This is a genomic window from Massilia sp. CMS3.1, from assembly GCF_051262535.1.
In the GTDB taxonomy this organism is placed as follows: Bacteria; Pseudomonadota; Gammaproteobacteria; order Burkholderiales; family Burkholderiaceae_D; genus Telluria.
In genome coordinates this window covers 25589-41143 of the sequence record NZ_JBIMES010000002.1, presented here as the reverse complement: position 1 = coordinate 41143, position 15555 = coordinate 25589, and the positions used below count along the sequence as shown (strand labels likewise).

The window sequence follows — 15555 nt, the reverse complement described above, 5'->3', positions numbered from 1 at the left end:
GTAAAGCAAAGGTCATGCCAAAAATAAATCTTCTTTTAAATCAATTGCTTAAAGTAATTATTTCTACATTCGTCCTTACGTGTAAAGAATCTCGACAGTCTGCTATTTCTACGTGGAATAAGTTGATGTCAGGATAGCTTTACATTTGTAAAGCTGCGAACGAAATACCGGGCGGCCTAATAAAAACGCCAGCGCGAAGGCTGGCGTTATCAGGTCAGGCGCGCTATTCCGTCACGGCTGCCTTGACTGCAAACCTCCCAACAACATCCCGTGGTATGGCGCCGGCCCGTCGCCGATGACCACGCCTTCATCGGTGATGTCGAAGGTGCGGAACTGGCGGCTGTGCCTGGCTCCCCTGACTTTGATGACGGAAACGACGGTGCGCAGCTCGGCCTGGTGTTCGACATAGCGCAGCATGATCACGGCGTCTGCCAGCACCACGCTGCCGTAGGGGCTGAAGCTGAGGCGGTCGAAGCGGTCTTCCGTCTCGTTCGTCATCAGGAGAGTGACCCCTTTGCTGCCGAGTATGGTTGCCATGCGATACAGCGATTCATTGAAGTCTTCGCGCGCGTCCTGCGTCAGCGACATCAGGAAGCCGGGAATCGAGTCCAGCACCACCCGCGTCGCCTTGATCCGCTCGACGCTGACGAGCAGGTTGTTCAGTATTTCGTCGAACGACAACTCGACCGCGCGGATGCTGGTCAGCACCACCTGGCCGGCCTGCACAAGTTCATCGAGCCGCACGTTCATCAGCTGGGTCGGATTGCGCTCGAACAAGGCAATGACACCGGTTTCGCCGTTGCGTGCACCATTTGCACAAAGGATCGGAAAGAATCGATAAACACCTGGCCGGCGCGTAGAGGCGCACCTGCTCGAGAATATAGTAGAACACCGGGCAGTAATCGGCTTCTTCGACCTTGGCAGCGAGGCTGATGAAATTGACGGAATCGCCAACCTTGTTGAAATCAAAGAAACTGAATTGTTCCTGGTAACGCAGCATCTCAACCGTCGGCTCACCCATGGCGGTAACCAACAGTGCCTTGCCTGTGGGGAGGCGAGGCTGAACATGATTTGCTGGGACAAAGTGGTCTTGCCGCTACCCGGAGCGCCGCCGATGATATTGAACAACAGCTCGCGCAGGCCGTCTCCGAGGATGGTGTTGAATCCGGTACACCCCTCGCTAACTGGCGCAATTCAACGTTGTCGGTCATGATGCAAAACGGCTAAATATTTTTGTTGGTGGCATCATGTGCAAATGCCGCGGCCAGAAATTTGCCTGCCAGCCTCGTGCCGATCAGTTCGGCAAGGATGTCGGTATACGTCGACAGTAATGCACGATTGGCGGCGACGATCTCTTCAACGCTACGGCCGTCGAGGCTTCGTTCGAAGGCCGGAAATGCCGTCCGCACCGAAGCCGGGGCGATCCGCGGCAGCCAGGGAAAGACGGCTTCGTGCATCGACAGGCTGCGCATGAACAGCAGTTCGGCGCTCAAGGGGCCGATCAGGGGGCTGAATTTATCGAATAGCGTCTGCCAGAGACGGGTTGCCTCCAGGGCAGCATCGGCAGCGCTCGTCGCGTCAAGACGTTGCATGATTGTTGCGAACAGCTCGGTCGGTATTGGCATAGCGTTCAGGCAACGGGGACATGGCCGTCAGCGTTGATGGCGCCAATGGGTCAGGTGAATGTGTTGAAGATATCCTCCTATCCGATTGCAGGTCGGCCAGGCTCATTGCGCAGCCGTGGCCCGATGGGAATGTTCACCACCACTTCGGTCCCGTGCGTGTGTGCACCTTTCACGACGAGCTCGCCGCCATGCGCCGTCAGCCGCTCGTGCAGGTCGAGCAGGCCAAAGCTGCTCGGTTTGCGTGGCGTGGTGGGGTCGAAGCCGATCCCATTGTCGACGATGCGCATCGTCAGCCGGTCGGTGCTCCCGTCCAGGCGCACATTGACCCGGCTCGCCAGCGAATGACGGAACACATTGTTGAGGCATTCCTGCAGCACCCGGTAGATGGTCAGCAGTTCTTCTTCGCCGAGCGCGAGGGCGTCGACGGCGGGACTCCCACTGAGCTCGCAGGCAATGCCGCTGGCCCGCGTAAATTTGCGCAATTCCATGTCGACCGTGGCCTGTAAACCCAGTTCGAGGCAGGACGGACGCAATTCGCCGAGCAATCCCTTCACCGTGCGCAGCGTGATATCGACATTGTCGAGCGCAGCGCCGATGCGGTCGCGCAGGCGGTAGTGGCGTTTCGTGGTGTGCTGGTGCAGCATGACGATGTCGATGCGCAGTGCCAGCAGGTTCTGGGCCAGCGAATCGTGCAATTCGCGCGAAATGCGCTTGCGCTCGTCTTCGCGTGTGGCCAGCTGGTGCGCAAGGAGATCGTGCAGTTGTTGCTCGGAAGCGCGCAGGGCCGACTCGGCCCGTTCGCAGGCAAAGATCTTTTCCACCAGCGCCTGGTTGACCATCATCTGTTCATGCGTCAGGCGCAGCATCGCGCGCTCTTGCGCGTCGCTCCCGCTGTCGGTTGCATAAGCGCGTCCGTCCCGCGGACCCATTTCATGCTGGCTGAGCGGCGCATGGTGGCGGCCGGATGATTGTGTGACCATTTTCAGAAGCCCGTTGATTCGCCGCAAAGAACGCTGTGATTTAAACAGCTACCTGATGCAGACGCTAGGGAATTTCAGGTGGCAAGTCAAGGGAATATGACGAATTCGATATAAATGATTCACATGCAGGATGAGGCTGGCGTGGCCTTTCGCGACGGTAGTACAGGTTTGAACATGGTGCGCCGGATGGTTCACCCATGCGTTGCATCGCAGGCGGCTACCGTTCGCCTGCCTGCGCCCCTTCAACGTATAGCCGAGACCCTGCGGCGAGCTCGCCGTTTCAACTGACGCTGATTACCTGTAGAGCGAGCAAATGAACGAACACATTCTGGAGCACAGCTCTTCCCGTATGGTCGAGAAAGTAGCGGGCTAAGCAATTTTTCTCTTCGACCGGGACGGTTCATCCAGACCTGGAACCCGGCAGCGGAAGTCATGATGGGCCGCTGGCGATCAAACTGGCGGCCCCCAAAGGCCCACGTCATGGGCGACGAAAAGCGACTGGTTCAGGTGCTTGCGAATCTCCTCAACAACGCGGCGAAATACACCCCGCTTGACGGGATCATCAGCGTGGAGATGTCGATTACCGACAGTGAGGTGTGCGTCGAAGTCATCGACAACGGCATCGGCATCGCCGTGGGCATGCAAAAGACTGTTTTTAGCTTGTTCGAGCAAGCCCGCGATACATCCGACCGCACCCTGGGAGTCTGGGTATCGGTTTGGCGCTGGTGCACAGTCTGACTATCCGGCATGGGGGCAGGGTGACGTGCCAAAGCGCAGGTCTTGGCCACGGCAGCCGTTTCACGGGGTGCCTGCCAAGGCCCCAGGCGTAGCAGTACCGGAACGGCGTAACGTGGAACGCCTGGTTGAACTGCCGGTGGGGAATCCCAAGCTGTCGTTGCTGGTAGCTGACGACAATATTGATGCGGCCGACATGTTGCAGTTTTTCCTGGGGCCGATGGGATGCGAGGTCAGGCTAGCCCATACGGCCAGCGCTGCCCTGGAAGCGATCGCATTCGCGATGCCGGACGTTTGCATTCTCGGCATCGGACTACCGGACAGTTTGTGAAACCTGCCGACCTCGACGCATTGTGCGCAACCTGGCCGGCGTGCGGCCCCGGAATGCTGACCACTGAACGTGATCAGCGTTGGTCAAACTCCGGTCAGAGTACCTTGCGTCCGGTGATGACGCGCACCAGGATGACAACGACGGCCACGACCAGGAGAATGTGAATCAGACCACCGGCAACCGTGGAGGTGACCATTCCGAGAAGCCACAAAATGATGAGTACAACAGCGAGGGTATAAAGCATTTTTTACTTTCTGATTGTAGGGATAAGGTACAAGAACGCTCGGTGTCTGGCGTTTGCAACCGATGAGTCATCTTGCCTGAACCCCTACGGTTCTTCCGTTCGGCAACACACATAAAATTATTATTTTGTTAATAATTTACATGAGGATGACGTCGTACTGCTCCTGGTGATACCCCTTTTCCACCTGCAGCGAAATCTTCTTGCCGATGAAGTCGCCCAGCATCGCCAGGTGCTGCGATTCTTCTTCTAAAAATAGATCGACCACTTCCTGCGAGGCGAGGATGCGAAATTCACGCGGGTTGAACTGCTTCGCTTCGCGCAGCAGTTCGCGCAGGATTTCATAGCAGATCGTGCGCGAGGTCTTAACTTGTCCCTTGCCGGCGCAAGCCGGGCAGGGCTCACAGAGGATGTGGGCGAGCGACTCGCGCGTGCGCTTGCGCGTCATTTCGACCAGGCCCAGCGCCGAGAAGCCGCTGACCGAGACCTTGGTGCGGTCGCGCCCCAGCGTTCTCTTCAGTTCGGCAAGCACCTGGTTGCGGTGCTCGTTGTTTTCCATGTCGATGAAATCGAGGATGATGATCCCGCCCAGGTTACGCAGGCGCAGCTGGCGCGCAATCGCATGCGCCGCTTCGAGGTTGGTCTTGAAGATGGTATCCGCGAAATTGCGTCCGCCGACATAGCCGCCGGTATTCACGTCGATCGTCGTCATCGCCTCGGTCTGATCAACGATCAGGTAGCCGCCGGATTTCAGATCGACACGGCGGCCCAGCGCGCGCAGAATTTCCTCTTCCACGCCATACAAATCGAACAGCGGGCGCTCGCCGGTGTAGTGCTGCAGGCGCGCCAATACGCTCGGCGTGTAGACCTGGGCGAATTCGACCAGCTTGACGTAGTTTTCGCGCGAATCTACCTGGATCGTCGCCGTCTCGTCGTGCACGAAATCGCGCAGCACGCGCTGGGCCAGGTTCAAATCCTGATACAACAGGCTCGTGGCCGGACGGGTACGTGCCCCGTTCTGGATCGCGGCCCAGGTCTTGCGCAGGTAATCGATGTCGGCGGCCAGGTCGGTGTCGGACGCTTCCTCGGCCTGGGTGCGGACGATGTAGCCGCCTCTTTCCTCGGTCGGCAGTAGTCCCGCCATGCGCGTGCGCAGCAGTTCGCGGTCGGCTTCGCGTTCGATCTTTTGCGAGATGCCGATGTGATTGTCCTGCGGCAGATAGACCAGCATGCGGCCGGCAATCGAGATCTGGGTCGACAGGCGGGCGCCCTTGGTGCCGATCGGGTCCTTGATCACCTGCACCGTCAGCACCTGGCCGTCGAACAGCAGCTTTTCGATCGGCGTGGGCGGGGTGTTGGTGTTGTCGTGGGGGCGCGCTTCCCAGATGTCGGCCACGTGCAGGAAGGCCGCACGTTCCAGGCCGATATCGATGAAGGCCGACTGCATCCCCGGCAGCACGCGCACCACCTTGCCCGAATACACGTTTCCAGCCAGGCCGCGCGTCAGCGTGCGTTCGATGTGCAACTCCTGCACCGCGCCCTGCAGGACCAGCGCCACGCGCGTTTCCTGCGGAGTGATATTGATGAGGATGTCTTCGTTCATGGCACGCTGGGCACAGGATATTGTTCAGAGTGCCATGATACACGCTGGGCAAGGGAGAAGGCGGGGAAGTACGGGCCCACCCGACGGTAGGCCCCGGTCAACGCTTAAATCAACACGCCCGCCCGGCGCAGCAATCCTGCCGTCTCAAATAACGGCAAGCCCATGATCCCCGAGTGGCTGCCCTCGATATGCTCGACAAACAGCGCCGCCAGACCCTGGATGCCGTAAGCACCGGCCTTGTCGTAGGGTTCAGGCGTGGCGCAATAGGCGCGGATCGCTTGCGGGCTCAAGCGGGCAAAACGCACGTTTGACACCTGCGTGACGTGCTCGGCCATGTCGGTGAAATGCACCGCGACCGTCGTCAACACCTGGTGCGTGCGGCCCGACAGGCGCTCCAGCATCGCTGCCGCCTGCGCCGGATCGCCTGGCTTGCCGAGGATCTCGTCCTCCAGCGTCACGGTCGTGTCGGCCGTGAGCACCGGGCGCAGCGGCTGGCGGCGTTGCTGCAGCACCTTCCAGGCGAAGGCGCCTTTTTCGAGCGCGACGCGCACCACGTAGTCGTGCGCCAGCTCGCCGGGGCGCACGTCCTCGGTGACGTCGACGCCGCGCGCCGGGTCGGTGCGCAGCATCAAGAGGTCGAAGTCCACGCCGACCTGGCGCAGCAGTTCGCGCCGCCGCGGGCTTTTCGAGGCGAGGTAGATTTTTTTATCAAGCACTTTCATGGGAGACCTGGTGTCAGACGCGGTGATACGGATGATTCTGGGTGATGGACCAGGCGCGGTAGAGCTGCTCCGCCAGCATGACCCGCACGACACCATGCGGCAGCGTCATGCTGGAAATACGGATCAGGCCCTCGGCGCGCGCTTTCAGTTCCGGGTCGAGGCCGTCGGCCCCGCCGATCAGGAAAGCCGTATCGCGGCCATCCTGCTGCCAGCCCAACAATTGCTGGGACAGACCGACACTTGTCAGGTCCTTGCCGCGCTCGTCGAGCGCGATGATGCGCACGCCTTTCGGCAATGCGGCTTCGATGCGCTCGCGTTCGAGCGCCATCGCGGTGGCGGCCGTCTTGCTGCCGGAACGTTCGACCGGCTTGATTTCCTTGAGCACGATGCGCAGCTCGGGCGGCATGCGCTTCGTGTACTCGGAAAAACCGGTGTCGATCCAGGCCGGCATTTTATGGCCGACTGCGGCGATGATCAGTTGCATTCAAACTTACTGGTAAATTACTCGGCAGCCTTCTTGACGACGCGCTTGATGACTTTTTTCACCGGTTCGGCGTTCGCTGCTGCTGCGGGTGCTGCTGCGACCTTGCGCTTTGGTGGCTTGGCCTTGGTCGCTTCGACGGCGGCGATCTCGGTCCTGCTTGGCGCGACCGTGATGGTCTTGCCGATGGGTTTCGAGACACGCTTGGCAACTGCTTTCTTGGCAGGCGGCTTGCCGGCGGTGGCGCTTGCCTTGGCAGTGGTCGCGCGCTTGGCGGCAGGCTTGCGCTCGTTGACCGGCTTGACTTCCGGCGCGTCCTGATTCGCGGCCAGGTGCTTCGACTTGGCCTTCGGTTCGGCAGCCTCAAGCGCTTCGACGGTCGACTTGCGCTTGGCGGCGCCCAGCTTGACCGGCTTCTCGCCCCAGATTTCCTCGAGGCGGTAGTACTGGCGGATGGCCGGCTGCATGATGTGGACGATCATGTCGCCGAGGTCGACCAGCACCCATTCGCCGGTGTCCTCGCCTTCCATGCCGACGATCTGGCCGCCTGCTTCCTTGACCTTGTCGCGCACCGAGGCGGCCAGCGCCTTGGTCTGGCGGTTCGACGTACCGGAGACGACCGCAATCCGGTCGAACAGGCTGGTCAGCCCGGTGGTGTCGAACACCGTGATTTCCTGGCCCTTGACGTCTTCGAGGGCGTCGACGACGAGCGTTTGCAGTTTTTTGATATCCATTAGCTCTTGTATAAATTATGTTGTTGAATATAGTCTAGCACTACCGGCGAGACGAGCGAGTTCGCGTCCGTGCCCGGCGCGTGCCCGTTGCGTAATGCCGCGCGCACCTGTGTGGCCGAGATGTCGACCGCCAGGGTGTGCGCCAGGCACACCAGGCCGGCAGGCATGGTGCGCACTTGTTCTGGTGGCGCCAAACGTGGCGCCAGCTCATGCGCTACCGCGGGCGGCAGCGCTTCTTGTTCCAATGTATAACCCGGCCGCGCCGCCACCCCGATGTTGGCCAGTTCGAACAGCTGTTGCCAGTCGCGCCAGCTGTCGAGGTTCTGCAACTGGTCGGCGCCCATCAGGAACACGATCGATGCCTCCGGTCCCAGTTCGCTCCGTACGCCACGCAGTGTCTCGACCGTATAGGTCGCGTTGCCGCGCATGAGTTCCCGGCAATCGATGGAAACCGGCAAGCCGCTATCGCGAAACGCCAGTTCCAGCATCGCCACGCGCGCTTCGTCGCTCGCCTGCAAGGAAGATTTCTGCCACGGTTTCGCCGGCAGCACGCGCAGCGCGTCGGGACGCAGCAGATCGCAAAACAGCCGCGCCAACGCGACGTGTCCGTGGTGAACGGGATCGAAACTGCCCCCAAGCAGGGCGATGCATGCGCTCATGCCTTGCGTCACTGAGCGAGCCAGTCCCGGTGCGGCAGGAAGTCAAGGTACAGCGCCGCCTCCGGGCTGCCCGCTTCCGGATGCCAGTCGTAGCGCCATTTCACGATCGGCGGCAGCGACATCAGGATCGCCTCGGTGCGTCCGCCCGACTGCAGGCCGAAGTGCGTGCCGCGGTCCCAGACCAGGTTGAACTCGACATAGCGGCCGCGGCGATAGGCCTGGAAATCGCGCTCGCGTTCGCCATACGGCGTGTCCTTGCGCGCTTCCAGGATCGGCAGGTAGGCCTTCAGGAAACCATCGCCGACACTGCGTACCAGCGCAAACGCGTCATCGAACGGCAGCTCGTTGAAGTCATCGAAAAAGATGCCGCCGACGCCACGTGCTTCCTGGCGGTGTTTAATATAAAAATACTCGTCGCACCACTTCTTGAAGCGCGGGTGCAATTCGTCGCCATACGGCGCCAGCGCATCATGGCAGACCTGGTGGAAGTGGCGTGCATCGTCGACCTCGCCGTAATAAGGCGTCAGGTCCATGCCGCCGCCGAACCACCAGACCGGTTCCTGGCCTTCAGCCGTCGCTTCAAAAAAGCGCACGTTCATGTGGACCGTCGGCGCATACGGATTGCGCGGATGGAGCACCAGCGACACGCCCATCGCTTCCCAGGCGCGGCCGGCCAGTTCGGGCCTGCTTGCTGCTGCCGATGGCGGCAAGTGAGCGCCCATCACGTGCGAGAAATTCACCCCGCCGCGTTCGATCACATTGCCTTCCTCGATCAGGCGCGACATGCCGCCGCCGCCTTCCGGCCGTTCCCAGCTGTCGGTCAGAAACGGTTTGCCGTCCACCCCTTCCACTCCTGCGACGATGCTCGCCTGCAGGTCGAGCAGCCAGGCTTTGATGGCGGAAGGAGAGGGTGTGGACATGAGCGATTGAATCGGGGGGAACAAAAATAAGAGGGGGATTGTACACTGCGGCGGGGCGCGGGTGCTAATGCGGCAGCGTTTGATCGGTTGGGGCGTCCGCGTGGGCACTTGTGTCCACGCGGTACCACGGCTCCGTCATCGAAACGCGTTTGAACTCGGCGTGATTATTTCATCCCGCGCCACCCGATGTCGCGCCGGAACTGCGCGCCATCGAAGCTGATCTTCTCCACCCCTTCATACGCCTGCTTCTGCGCCATCCTGACGCTGTCGCCCAGGCCCACGACGCACAGCACGCGGCCACCATTCGATTGCAGCGTCCCGCCCACGACCGTCGTTCCCGCATGGAAGGTCACGCACTCCGGCGTCTCCGCAGGGATGCCTTTGATGAGGTCGCCCTTGCGCGGATTGTCGGGATAGCCGCTGGCCGCCAGCACCACGCCGACTGCGGTGCGGCGGTCCCATTCGAGTTCCGCCGCATCGAGCGTACCGTTACAGGCGTGTTCCAGCACCGTCACATAATCGCTTTTCAGGCGCGTCATGATCGGCTGGGTTTCCGGATCGCCCATGCGGCAATTGAATTCCAGCGTGCGCGGATTGCCTTCGCTATCGATCATCAAGCCGGCGTACAGGAAGCCGGTGAACACGATGCCGTCCTTGGCCATGCCCTGGATGGTCGGGTTGATGATCTCGCGCATCACGCGCGCATGCATCGCCGGGGTCACGATCGGGGCCGGAGAATAGGCACCCATGCCGCCCGTGTTCGGGCCTTCGTCGTGGTCCTTCAGGCGCTTGTGATCTTGCGAGGTGGCCATCGGCAAGATGTTCTTGCCGTCGCACATGACGATGAAACTCGCTTCTTCGCCGGCCAGGAATTCCTCGATCACGATGCGCGCACCGGCGTCGCCAAACGCGTTGTCGGACAGCATATTGTCGACCGCAGAATGCGCTTCAGCAAGCGACATGGCAACGACCACACCCTTGCCGGCGGCCAGGCCGTCGGCCTTGATGACGATCGGCGCGCCATTCGCGTCGATATAGGCGTGCGCCTGCGCCGCATCGGAGAAGGTCTGGTAGTTCGCGGTCGGGATGCCGTGGCGCTGCATGAAGGCCTTGGCGAAGTCTTTCGAACTTTCCAGCTGCGCCGCTTCGCGCGTCGGCCCGAAGATTTTCAGGCCACGGGCGCGGAACAGGTTGACGATGCCGGCGGCCAGCGGCGCTTCCGGACCGACCAGGGTCAGGGCGATGTGCTCGGCCACGACGAAATCGGCCAGCGCGGCCGGGTCCGTGATCTCGACATTCACCAGGCGCGGGTCGCGCGCGGTGCCGCCATTGCCAGGCGCGACATACACCATCTGCACGCGTTCGGATTGGGCCAGTTTCCAGGCCAGGGCGTGTTCACGGCCGCCAGAGCCGACTACCAGTATCTTCATAGGGCGCTCGCGCTTAGTGGTCGCTCATTCATCGTCGATGACGGCGTTGGTATAGATTTCCTGCACGTCGTCCAGGTTTTCCAGTGCGTCGAGCAGCTTTTGCATCTTGAGCGCGTCGTCGCCGGTAAATGCGGTCCCGGTGGCGGGCTTCATGATCACTTCGGCCACTTCGGCCTTGAACCCGGCTTTTTCCAGCGCATCCTTCACGCTCGAGAAGGCGAACGGATCGCACAGCACTTCGAAGCCGCCTTCTTCGTCCTGCACCACGTCTTCGGCGCCGGCCTCGAGCGCCGCTTCCATCAACTTGTCCTCATCCACGCCGGGCGCGAACAGGAATTGGCCGGTATGCGTGAACATGAAGGCAACCGAACCCTCGGTACCCATGTTGCCGCCAAACTTGCTGAAGGCATGGCGCACTTCGGCCACGGTCCGCACGCGGTTGTCAGTCATGCAGTCGACGATAATCGCCGCGCCGCCGATGCCGTAGCCTTCGTAGCGCACTTCTTCGTAGTTGACGCCTTCGAGTTCGCCGGAGCCGCGCTGGATTGCACGCGTGACGTTATCCTTCGGCATGTTGGCGTCGGCCGCCTTGTCGATTGCCAGGCGCAGGCGCGGGTTGGCGTTGATGTCGCCGCCGCCCATGCGTGCGGCGACCGTGATTTCCTTGATCAGGCGGGTCCAGATCTTGCCGCGCTTGGCATCAGTCGCGGCTTTCTTGTGCTTGATATTGGCCCATTTGCTGTGTCCAGCCATGTCGAGAATTCCTTAGACGGTATGCAAGAATGGCCGATATTCTAGCATGCGCCCCATCTGTAAAGACGACATTCCCCCTTAGGGAAACAGCAACAGGGTTCCCCACGCAACAAGGCCCAGTCCACCGATGCAGGCGACCACCGCACCGCCCGACAGGAGTTTTTCCAGCATCACCAGCGCCGCCAGGCCAAGCAGCGAACCCAGGTTGGTGACGCCGGCGGCGAACAGCAGCAACAACAGCAGCCACCAGCAGCCCACGCAGTACAGGCCGTGCGTGCAGCCCATGCGCAGGGCGCCCCACAGGCCCGGCCGCCAGCCGGTCAGCACGAACGACAGCGGCGCCCGGCAATGCTGCAGGCAGGCGTGCTTGGCGGGTGTCCACTGGTAGAGTCCGGCCGCGACCAGCAACAGCCCGCAGGCATTCGTGTTGACGATGGCCATGCCGGTGTCGAGTGCGCCGGCGTCGTGCAGCGCCCATTGTGCCAGCGTCGCACAGGCGCCGAAACCGACCCAGGCGGCCAGGTAGCCGAAGACGAACACAATGGTCCCGACACTCGGGAAGGGGCTCCCCTGCGCCAGCCGGTTGATGTGGGCAAACAGCAGGATGACCGGCGTGGCCGCAGGCAAGGTGATGGCCGAGAGCATCGCGCCCCAGGTCGCCAGCACCAGCACCAGTTCGGGTGCGCGGTAAGGGGGCTGCGCGCTACCCATGGCCGCGCCGGACAAGGCGGACGGATCGAGCGTCGTGATGCGCAAGGCGCGAAATACGAGGCAGGCCCAGCAGATTGCCACCAGCATCGCCAGGCAGACGATGACAAGCGGCCGCTCGCGGCCGGGCTGGGTGTCGACGCGGATCAGGGCCGTCATCGGGGCGCTCCCGGGCTGGCCGGCGCGCGCGCCCGCCGGCGTGGGCTGGGAGAGGCGAGGCCGGGCGGCTGCTTCATGCTCCAGTTCGGCATTGTTCCTCCGCAGTGATAATGATTGTTCAGGTTGGACTGCGGAGTCGGCCTTGCGTTCCGGCGTTCTGCCGAGCTCGATTTTGTGCTTGGCCGTACAATCGTCGGATGAGCCAGCTTGAATCCGCCGCGACGGCGACCTCCATGCCACGTTCCGCCTTTGTCGCCGGCCTCGCGATTGCCATCGGCGGCGCCGTTTTGTTTTCCACAAAGGCCGTCGTCGCCAAACTGCTGTATCGATACCACATCGATGCAGTGACATTGATCGCGTTCAGAATGCTGTTCTCGCTTCCGGTGTTTGCCGCCGTCGCATTCTGGAAGATGCGCACCGAGGCGCCGCTGGGCGCATCGGACCGCTGGCGCATCGTCGGGCTCGGCCTGATCGGCTACTACCTGTCGAGCACGCTCGATTTCCTGGGCCTGCAGTACATTTCCGTCGGGCTCGAGCGGCTGATCCTGTTCCTCACCCCGACCTTCGTGCTGGTCATCACAGCCACCTTCTTCAAGCGCAATATCGGCCCGTTCGAATGGGGCGCGCTCGCTCTGTCGTACTGCGGCATCGTGCTGGTGTTCATGCACGATCTCAGGGCCGGACAAGCCGACAGTACGGTGCTCGGTGCGCTGTTCGTGCTCGGCTCGGCCGTTTGCTATGCGATTTACCTGCTGGGCACGGGCGAAATGGTGCGTCGCGTCGGCTCGCTGCGCCTGGTGGCGTATGCGATGTGCGTCTCGAGCGTGGCCTGCCTTGCGCAATTCTTCATCCTGCGGCCCGCCTCCTTGCTGGTGCAGCCGCTGCCGGTCTATGGGCTCTCGCTGGTGAACGGCGTTTTCTGTACTATCTTCCCGGTGTTCATGACCATGGCCGCGGTGGGGCGCATCGGCGCGGCCACCGCGTCCCAGGCCGGCATGATCGGTCCGGTATCGACACTGTTCCTGGGCTATCTCGTGCTGGGCGAACCGGTGACCGCGGTGCAGCTGATCGGCACTGGCCTGGTGCTGGCTGGCATCACCCTGCTGTCCCTGAAAAAATGAGGATAGGTGCAACAATGAAACCACGCATCGCGCTCATCGCGCACGACAAGAAAAAAGACGACATGGTCAAGCTCGCGGGGCAATACCGCGACTTCCTGGCCGGCTGCACGCTCACCGCGACCGGCACCACGGGCGCGCGCCTGATCAATGAGCTCGGCCTGACGGTCGACTGCAAGCATTCGGGCCCGTTCGGGGGTGACCTGCAGATCGGCGCCCAGCTCGTCACGGGAAACATCGACTGCGTGATTTTCCTGCGCGACCCGATGACGCCGCAGCCGCACGAACCCGATATCAACGCGCTGGTGCGCGCCTGCGATGTCCATGACATCGCTTGCGCCACCAATGTATCCACGGCCCACCTGGTGCTGGGCCAGCTCATCACGATCAACAAGGAGATCACAGCATGAAGGCCAAGGCAATCCGCATGACCCGCACCGGCGGGCCGGAAGTACTGGAGTACGTCGACGTCGAGGTGGGAGAACCGGGGCCGGGCGAGGCGCGCGTGCGCCAGCATGCGATCGGCCTGAATTTTATCGACGTGTATTTCCGCACCGGTTTGTACCCGATGCCCTTGCCCTCCGGCCTGGGCCAGGAAGCTGCGGGCGTGGTGGAGGCGGTGGGCGAGGGCGTCACCCATGTCCAGCCGGGCGACCGCGTCGCCTATGCCGGGCGCCCGAACGGCGCCTACAGCCAATTGCGCACCATGCCCGCCGACATCCTCGTGCGCCTGCCCGAGGGCATCGGTTTCGAGACCGCGGCGGCCATGATGCTGCAGGGGCTGACGGTGCAATACCTGTTCAACGGTACTTATCAAGTCAAAGCGGGCCAGACCATCCTGTTCCATGCGGCGGCCGGCGGCGTCGGCCTGATCGCTTGCCAGTGGGCGCGCGCACTCGGGGTGAACCTGATCGGCACGGTGGGGTCCAAGGAAAAAGCGGAGTTGGCCTTGGCGGCTGGCGCCGCGCACGTGATCAACTACAACGAGGAAGACATCGTGGCGCGCGTGCTTGACATCACAGATGGGAATAAGGTGCCGGTCGTCTACGACTCGGTCGGCAAGGACACGTTTATCCGCTCGCTCGACTGCCTGCAGCCGCGCGGTTTGATGGTCAGCTTCGGCAATTCGTCGGGGCCGGTACCGCCGTTTTCCGTCGGCGAGCTCGCTTCGCGCAATTCGCTCTATATCACGCGGCCGTCGCTGGCGGCCTATGTGTCCACCCGCGCCGAACTGGAAGAACGCGCGGCGGACCTGTTCAACATGGTGGAAAGCGGCAAAGTGAACATCGATATCCACCAGCGTTTCGCGCTGGCCGAGGCAGCCGCCGCCCACACTGCGCTCGAAGCGCGCCGGACGACCGGCTCGACGATCCTGCTGCCATGAGAGAGTTCAGCGACGATAAGGAGCCGCAAGAGCCTGACACCGTGGGCGCGCCCAAGTTCGGGCGTTTATTGATCGTGCTGGTGCTCGCGGTGCTGCTGTTGGTGGCGATCACCTTCGCTTCGGAGGCGTATTTTTCGTAATTTACTTCCACAAAAAAAGCCGGGACGCGAACGTCCCGGCTTCATGTCCAACTGGGATAGGCTCTTACCCATCCTTGCGCTGCAATTCCACCCGCCGCGCCACGCCGCTCGGTCCCGGGAAGCCCGCGAACGCGCTGTGCACCAGCGCCGGCATCAGCATCGGCGTCGACAGCTCGCCGCTCATGTTGTGCACCGTGACGTCAAACAGGCGCTTGTCGGTCTTGTCCTTGATCGATACCTGCAGCTCGCGCCGGTACTGGTGTTCGATCGAGACCTGGTAGGCCGGGTAGGGACTCCAGAACGGATCGTAGAACGGGTGGTGCCAACGCGCAAAGCGCCCGCGTGGACCGAAGCGCGGGTGGAAACGCGGGCCAAAGCGGTAGTACCCGAAGTCATCAAACATCGGCACCGCTGGTTGGACGACGCGCACCGGCACATCGGTGGTCGTAAAGCGCATCGCCACTTTCAGTGCTGCCGGACTCGTATTGGCCTCACGGAAACCCAGCTGCGCCAGTTGCCCGCGCACCAGGTTTTGATAGCTCTGGTATTCGAGCGTATTGTCGAAGCGCGGCGGCGCCTCGAAGACATAGCTCTTGTCCTCGATCTGGGCCGGCCACTGGTGGAAGGTGGTCACGTCCGAGCGAATGGTGGTGGCACACCCCCCCAGCAACAGCGCCGTGAGCGCCATGCTCACTGCAATCAAGCGTTTCATGCGTTTTCTCTCCCATTTTTTGACGGTCTCTGCCCAGCGTCAGAGTGCGCTTTTCCGTCAATTCTCGCAGATAAATTTACACATCGTTACCAAGGCCACAATGCGACACATGCGGCCCCA

General features: G+C 61.9%; 21 protein-coding genes. 6 read left to right on the top strand and 15 right to left on the bottom strand.

Annotation, left to right across the window (positions count from 1 at the left end; all coding sequences use genetic code 11):
- Positions 1 to 231: 231 nt before the first annotated feature.
- The 4 genes from ACHAC9_RS03865 to ACHAC9_RS03850 form a co-directional block, all read right to left on the bottom strand.
- Positions 232 to 777, bottom strand: coding sequence for an RAD55 family ATPase (locus ACHAC9_RS03865; protein WP_435757329.1), 546 nt, complete (start codon positions 775 to 777; stop codon positions 232 to 234).
- Positions 731 to 1021, bottom strand: coding sequence for a hypothetical protein (locus ACHAC9_RS03860; protein ID WP_435757327.1), 291 nt, complete (start codon positions 1019 to 1021; stop codon positions 731 to 733). The genes ACHAC9_RS03865 and ACHAC9_RS03860 overlap by 47 nt, the downstream gene beginning before the upstream one ends.
- Positions 1022 to 1223: 202 nt before the next feature.
- Positions 1224 to 1592 carry a hypothetical protein gene (locus ACHAC9_RS03855; protein WP_435757325.1) on the bottom strand — a complete coding sequence of 123 codons (369 nt, stop codon included), beginning with the start codon at positions 1590 to 1592 and terminating at the stop codon, positions 1224 to 1226.
- Positions 1593 to 1702: 110 nt separating this feature from the next.
- Entirely contained in the window at positions 1703 to 2605 is a 903-nt protein-coding gene (locus ACHAC9_RS03850; protein WP_435757323.1) for a sensor histidine kinase, read from the bottom strand.
- A 480-nt stretch (positions 2606 to 3085) separates the two neighbouring features.
- Between ACHAC9_RS03850 and ACHAC9_RS03845 the strand changes: the two genes are divergently transcribed.
- Entirely contained in the window at positions 3086 to 3343 is a 258-nt protein-coding gene (locus tag ACHAC9_RS03845; RefSeq protein WP_435757322.1) for a sensor histidine kinase, read from the top strand.
- Positions 3344 to 3455: 112 nt separating this feature from the next.
- Complete coding sequence (locus tag ACHAC9_RS03840; protein WP_435757320.1) at positions 3456 to 3671, top strand: hypothetical protein; 216 nt, start codon at positions 3456 to 3458, stop codon at positions 3669 to 3671.
- A 94-nt stretch (positions 3672 to 3765) separates the two neighbouring features.
- Here ACHAC9_RS03840 and ACHAC9_RS03835 read toward each other — a convergent pair whose 3' ends face one another.
- The 10 genes from ACHAC9_RS03835 to ACHAC9_RS03790 all read right to left on the bottom strand — a co-directional run bounded on the left by ACHAC9_RS03835 (position 3766) and on the right by ACHAC9_RS03790 (position 12081).
- Complete coding sequence (locus ACHAC9_RS03835; RefSeq protein WP_435757318.1) at positions 3766 to 3915, bottom strand: lmo0937 family membrane protein; 150 nt, start codon at positions 3913 to 3915, stop codon at positions 3766 to 3768.
- Between the two features lie 136 nt (positions 3916 to 4051).
- Positions 4052 to 5515 carry a ribonuclease G gene (rng, locus tag ACHAC9_RS03830; protein ID WP_435757316.1) on the bottom strand — a complete coding sequence of 488 codons (1464 nt, stop codon included), beginning with the start codon at positions 5513 to 5515 and terminating at the stop codon, positions 4052 to 4054.
- Between the two features lie 104 nt (positions 5516 to 5619).
- Positions 5620 to 6237, bottom strand: coding sequence for a Maf family protein (locus ACHAC9_RS03825; protein WP_435757314.1), 618 nt, complete (start codon positions 6235 to 6237; stop codon positions 5620 to 5622).
- 13 nt (positions 6238 to 6250) lie between these two features.
- Positions 6251 to 6721: a 23S rRNA (pseudouridine(1915)-N(3))-methyltransferase RlmH gene (rlmH, locus tag ACHAC9_RS03820; protein WP_435757312.1), complete on the bottom strand. Its 471-nt coding sequence runs from the start codon at positions 6719 to 6721 to the stop codon at positions 6251 to 6253.
- 17 nt (positions 6722 to 6738) lie between these two features.
- The gene (gene rsfS, locus ACHAC9_RS03815; RefSeq protein ID WP_435757310.1) at positions 6739 to 7452 is read right to left on the bottom strand and encodes a ribosome silencing factor; all 714 of its coding nucleotides are present in this window, start codon (positions 7450 to 7452) and stop codon (positions 6739 to 6741) included.
- Complete coding sequence (locus ACHAC9_RS03810; RefSeq protein WP_435757308.1) at positions 7452 to 8111, bottom strand: nicotinate-nucleotide adenylyltransferase; 660 nt, start codon at positions 8109 to 8111, stop codon at positions 7452 to 7454. The genes rsfS and ACHAC9_RS03810 overlap by 1 nt, the downstream gene beginning before the upstream one ends.
- A gap of 8 nt (positions 8112 to 8119) precedes the next feature.
- Positions 8120 to 9031, bottom strand: a complete 912-nt coding sequence (gene hemF, locus ACHAC9_RS03805) for an oxygen-dependent coproporphyrinogen oxidase (protein WP_435757306.1) — start codon at positions 9029 to 9031, stop codon at positions 8120 to 8122.
- Between the two features lie 164 nt (positions 9032 to 9195).
- A complete protein-coding gene (gene purD, locus ACHAC9_RS03800; protein WP_435757304.1) occupies positions 9196 to 10461 on the bottom strand; it encodes a phosphoribosylamine--glycine ligase in 1266 nt (421 codons plus the stop codon).
- Positions 10462 to 10485: 24 nt separating this feature from the next.
- On the bottom strand, positions 10486 to 11214 hold the full coding sequence (locus tag ACHAC9_RS03795; protein WP_435757302.1) for a YebC/PmpR family DNA-binding transcriptional regulator: 729 nt from the start codon (positions 11212 to 11214) through the stop codon (positions 10486 to 10488).
- Positions 11215 to 11292: 78 nt separating this feature from the next.
- Entirely contained in the window at positions 11293 to 12081 is a 789-nt protein-coding gene (locus tag ACHAC9_RS03790; protein ID WP_435757300.1) for a DUF2182 domain-containing protein, read from the bottom strand.
- A 233-nt stretch (positions 12082 to 12314) separates the two neighbouring features.
- Here ACHAC9_RS03790 and ACHAC9_RS03785 point away from each other — a divergent pair, with 233 nt between their 5' ends.
- From ACHAC9_RS03785 to ACHAC9_RS03770, 4 genes are read left to right on the top strand one after another with little or no spacing between them, the layout of a single operon-like run.
- On the top strand, positions 12315 to 13202 hold the full coding sequence (locus ACHAC9_RS03785; RefSeq protein WP_435757298.1) for a DMT family transporter: 888 nt from the start codon (positions 12315 to 12317) through the stop codon (positions 13200 to 13202).
- Positions 13203 to 13216: 14 nt separating this feature from the next.
- Positions 13217 to 13609: a methylglyoxal synthase gene (locus ACHAC9_RS03780; protein ID WP_435757296.1), complete on the top strand. Its 393-nt coding sequence runs from the start codon at positions 13217 to 13219 to the stop codon at positions 13607 to 13609.
- Complete coding sequence (locus ACHAC9_RS03775) at positions 13606 to 14583, top strand: quinone oxidoreductase family protein (protein WP_435757294.1); 978 nt, start codon at positions 13606 to 13608, stop codon at positions 14581 to 14583. The genes ACHAC9_RS03780 and ACHAC9_RS03775 overlap by 4 nt, the downstream gene beginning before the upstream one ends.
- A complete protein-coding gene (locus tag ACHAC9_RS03770) occupies positions 14580 to 14723 on the top strand; it encodes a hypothetical protein (protein WP_435757292.1) in 144 nt (47 codons plus the stop codon). The genes ACHAC9_RS03775 and ACHAC9_RS03770 overlap by 4 nt, the downstream gene beginning before the upstream one ends.
- A gap of 64 nt (positions 14724 to 14787) precedes the next feature.
- Here ACHAC9_RS03770 and ACHAC9_RS03765 read toward each other — a convergent pair whose 3' ends face one another.
- Positions 14788 to 15435 (bottom strand): DUF4136 domain-containing protein, encoded by a 648-nt coding sequence (locus tag ACHAC9_RS03765; RefSeq protein WP_435757290.1) that lies wholly within the window; start codon positions 15433 to 15435, stop codon positions 14788 to 14790.
- Positions 15436 to 15555: the final 120 nt, after the last annotated feature.

What these genes read in the sequence shown, in the direction of transcription:
- ACHAC9_RS03860 (WP_435757327.1), bottom strand. Translation starts at nt 1,021, where the DNA reads ATGGGTGAGCCGACGGTTGAGATGCTGCGTTACCAGGAACAATTCAGT.
- ACHAC9_RS03855 (WP_435757325.1), bottom strand. Translation starts at nt 1,592, where the DNA reads ATGCAACGTCTTGACGCGACGAGCGCTGCCGATGCTGCCCTGGAGGCA.
- ACHAC9_RS03850 (WP_435757323.1), bottom strand. Translation starts at nt 2,605, where the DNA reads ATGGTCACACAATCATCCGGCCGCCACCATGCGCCGCTCAGCCAGCAT.
- ACHAC9_RS03845 (WP_435757322.1), top strand. Translation starts at nt 3,086, where the DNA reads ATGGGCGACGAAAAGCGACTGGTTCAGGTGCTTGCGAATCTCCTCAAC.
- ACHAC9_RS03835 (WP_435757318.1), bottom strand. Translation starts at nt 3,915, where the DNA reads ATGCTTTATACCCTCGCTGTTGTACTCATCATTTTGTGGCTTCTCGGA.
- rng (WP_435757316.1), bottom strand. Translation starts at nt 5,515, where the DNA reads ATGAACGAAGACATCCTCATCAATATCACTCCGCAGGAAACGCGCGTG.
- ACHAC9_RS03825 (WP_435757314.1), bottom strand. Translation starts at nt 6,237, where the DNA reads ATGAAAGTGCTTGATAAAAAAATCTACCTCGCCTCGAAAAGCCCGCGG.
- rlmH (WP_435757312.1), bottom strand. Translation starts at nt 6,721, where the DNA reads ATGCAACTGATCATCGCCGCAGTCGGCCATAAAATGCCGGCCTGGATC.
- rsfS (WP_435757310.1), bottom strand. Translation starts at nt 7,452, where the DNA reads ATGGATATCAAAAAACTGCAAACGCTCGTCGTCGACGCCCTCGAAGAC.
- ACHAC9_RS03810 (WP_435757308.1), bottom strand. Translation starts at nt 8,111, where the DNA reads ATGAGCGCATGCATCGCCCTGCTTGGGGGCAGTTTCGATCCCGTTCAC.
- hemF (WP_435757306.1), bottom strand. Translation starts at nt 9,031, where the DNA reads ATGTCCACACCCTCTCCTTCCGCCATCAAAGCCTGGCTGCTCGACCTG.
- purD (WP_435757304.1), bottom strand. Translation starts at nt 10,461, where the DNA reads ATGAAGATACTGGTAGTCGGCTCTGGCGGCCGTGAACACGCCCTGGCC.
- ACHAC9_RS03795 (WP_435757302.1), bottom strand. Translation starts at nt 11,214, where the DNA reads ATGGCTGGACACAGCAAATGGGCCAATATCAAGCACAAGAAAGCCGCG.
- ACHAC9_RS03790 (WP_435757300.1), bottom strand. Translation starts at nt 12,081, where the DNA reads ATGACGGCCCTGATCCGCGTCGACACCCAGCCCGGCCGCGAGCGGCCG.
- ACHAC9_RS03785 (WP_435757298.1), top strand. Translation starts at nt 12,315, where the DNA reads ATGCCACGTTCCGCCTTTGTCGCCGGCCTCGCGATTGCCATCGGCGGC.
- ACHAC9_RS03780 (WP_435757296.1), top strand. Translation starts at nt 13,217, where the DNA reads ATGAAACCACGCATCGCGCTCATCGCGCACGACAAGAAAAAAGACGAC.
- ACHAC9_RS03775 (WP_435757294.1), top strand. Translation starts at nt 13,606, where the DNA reads ATGAAGGCCAAGGCAATCCGCATGACCCGCACCGGCGGGCCGGAAGTA.
- ACHAC9_RS03770 (WP_435757292.1), top strand. Translation starts at nt 14,580, where the DNA reads ATGAGAGAGTTCAGCGACGATAAGGAGCCGCAAGAGCCTGACACCGTG.
- ACHAC9_RS03765 (WP_435757290.1), bottom strand. Translation starts at nt 15,435, where the DNA reads ATGAAACGCTTGATTGCAGTGAGCATGGCGCTCACGGCGCTGTTGCTG.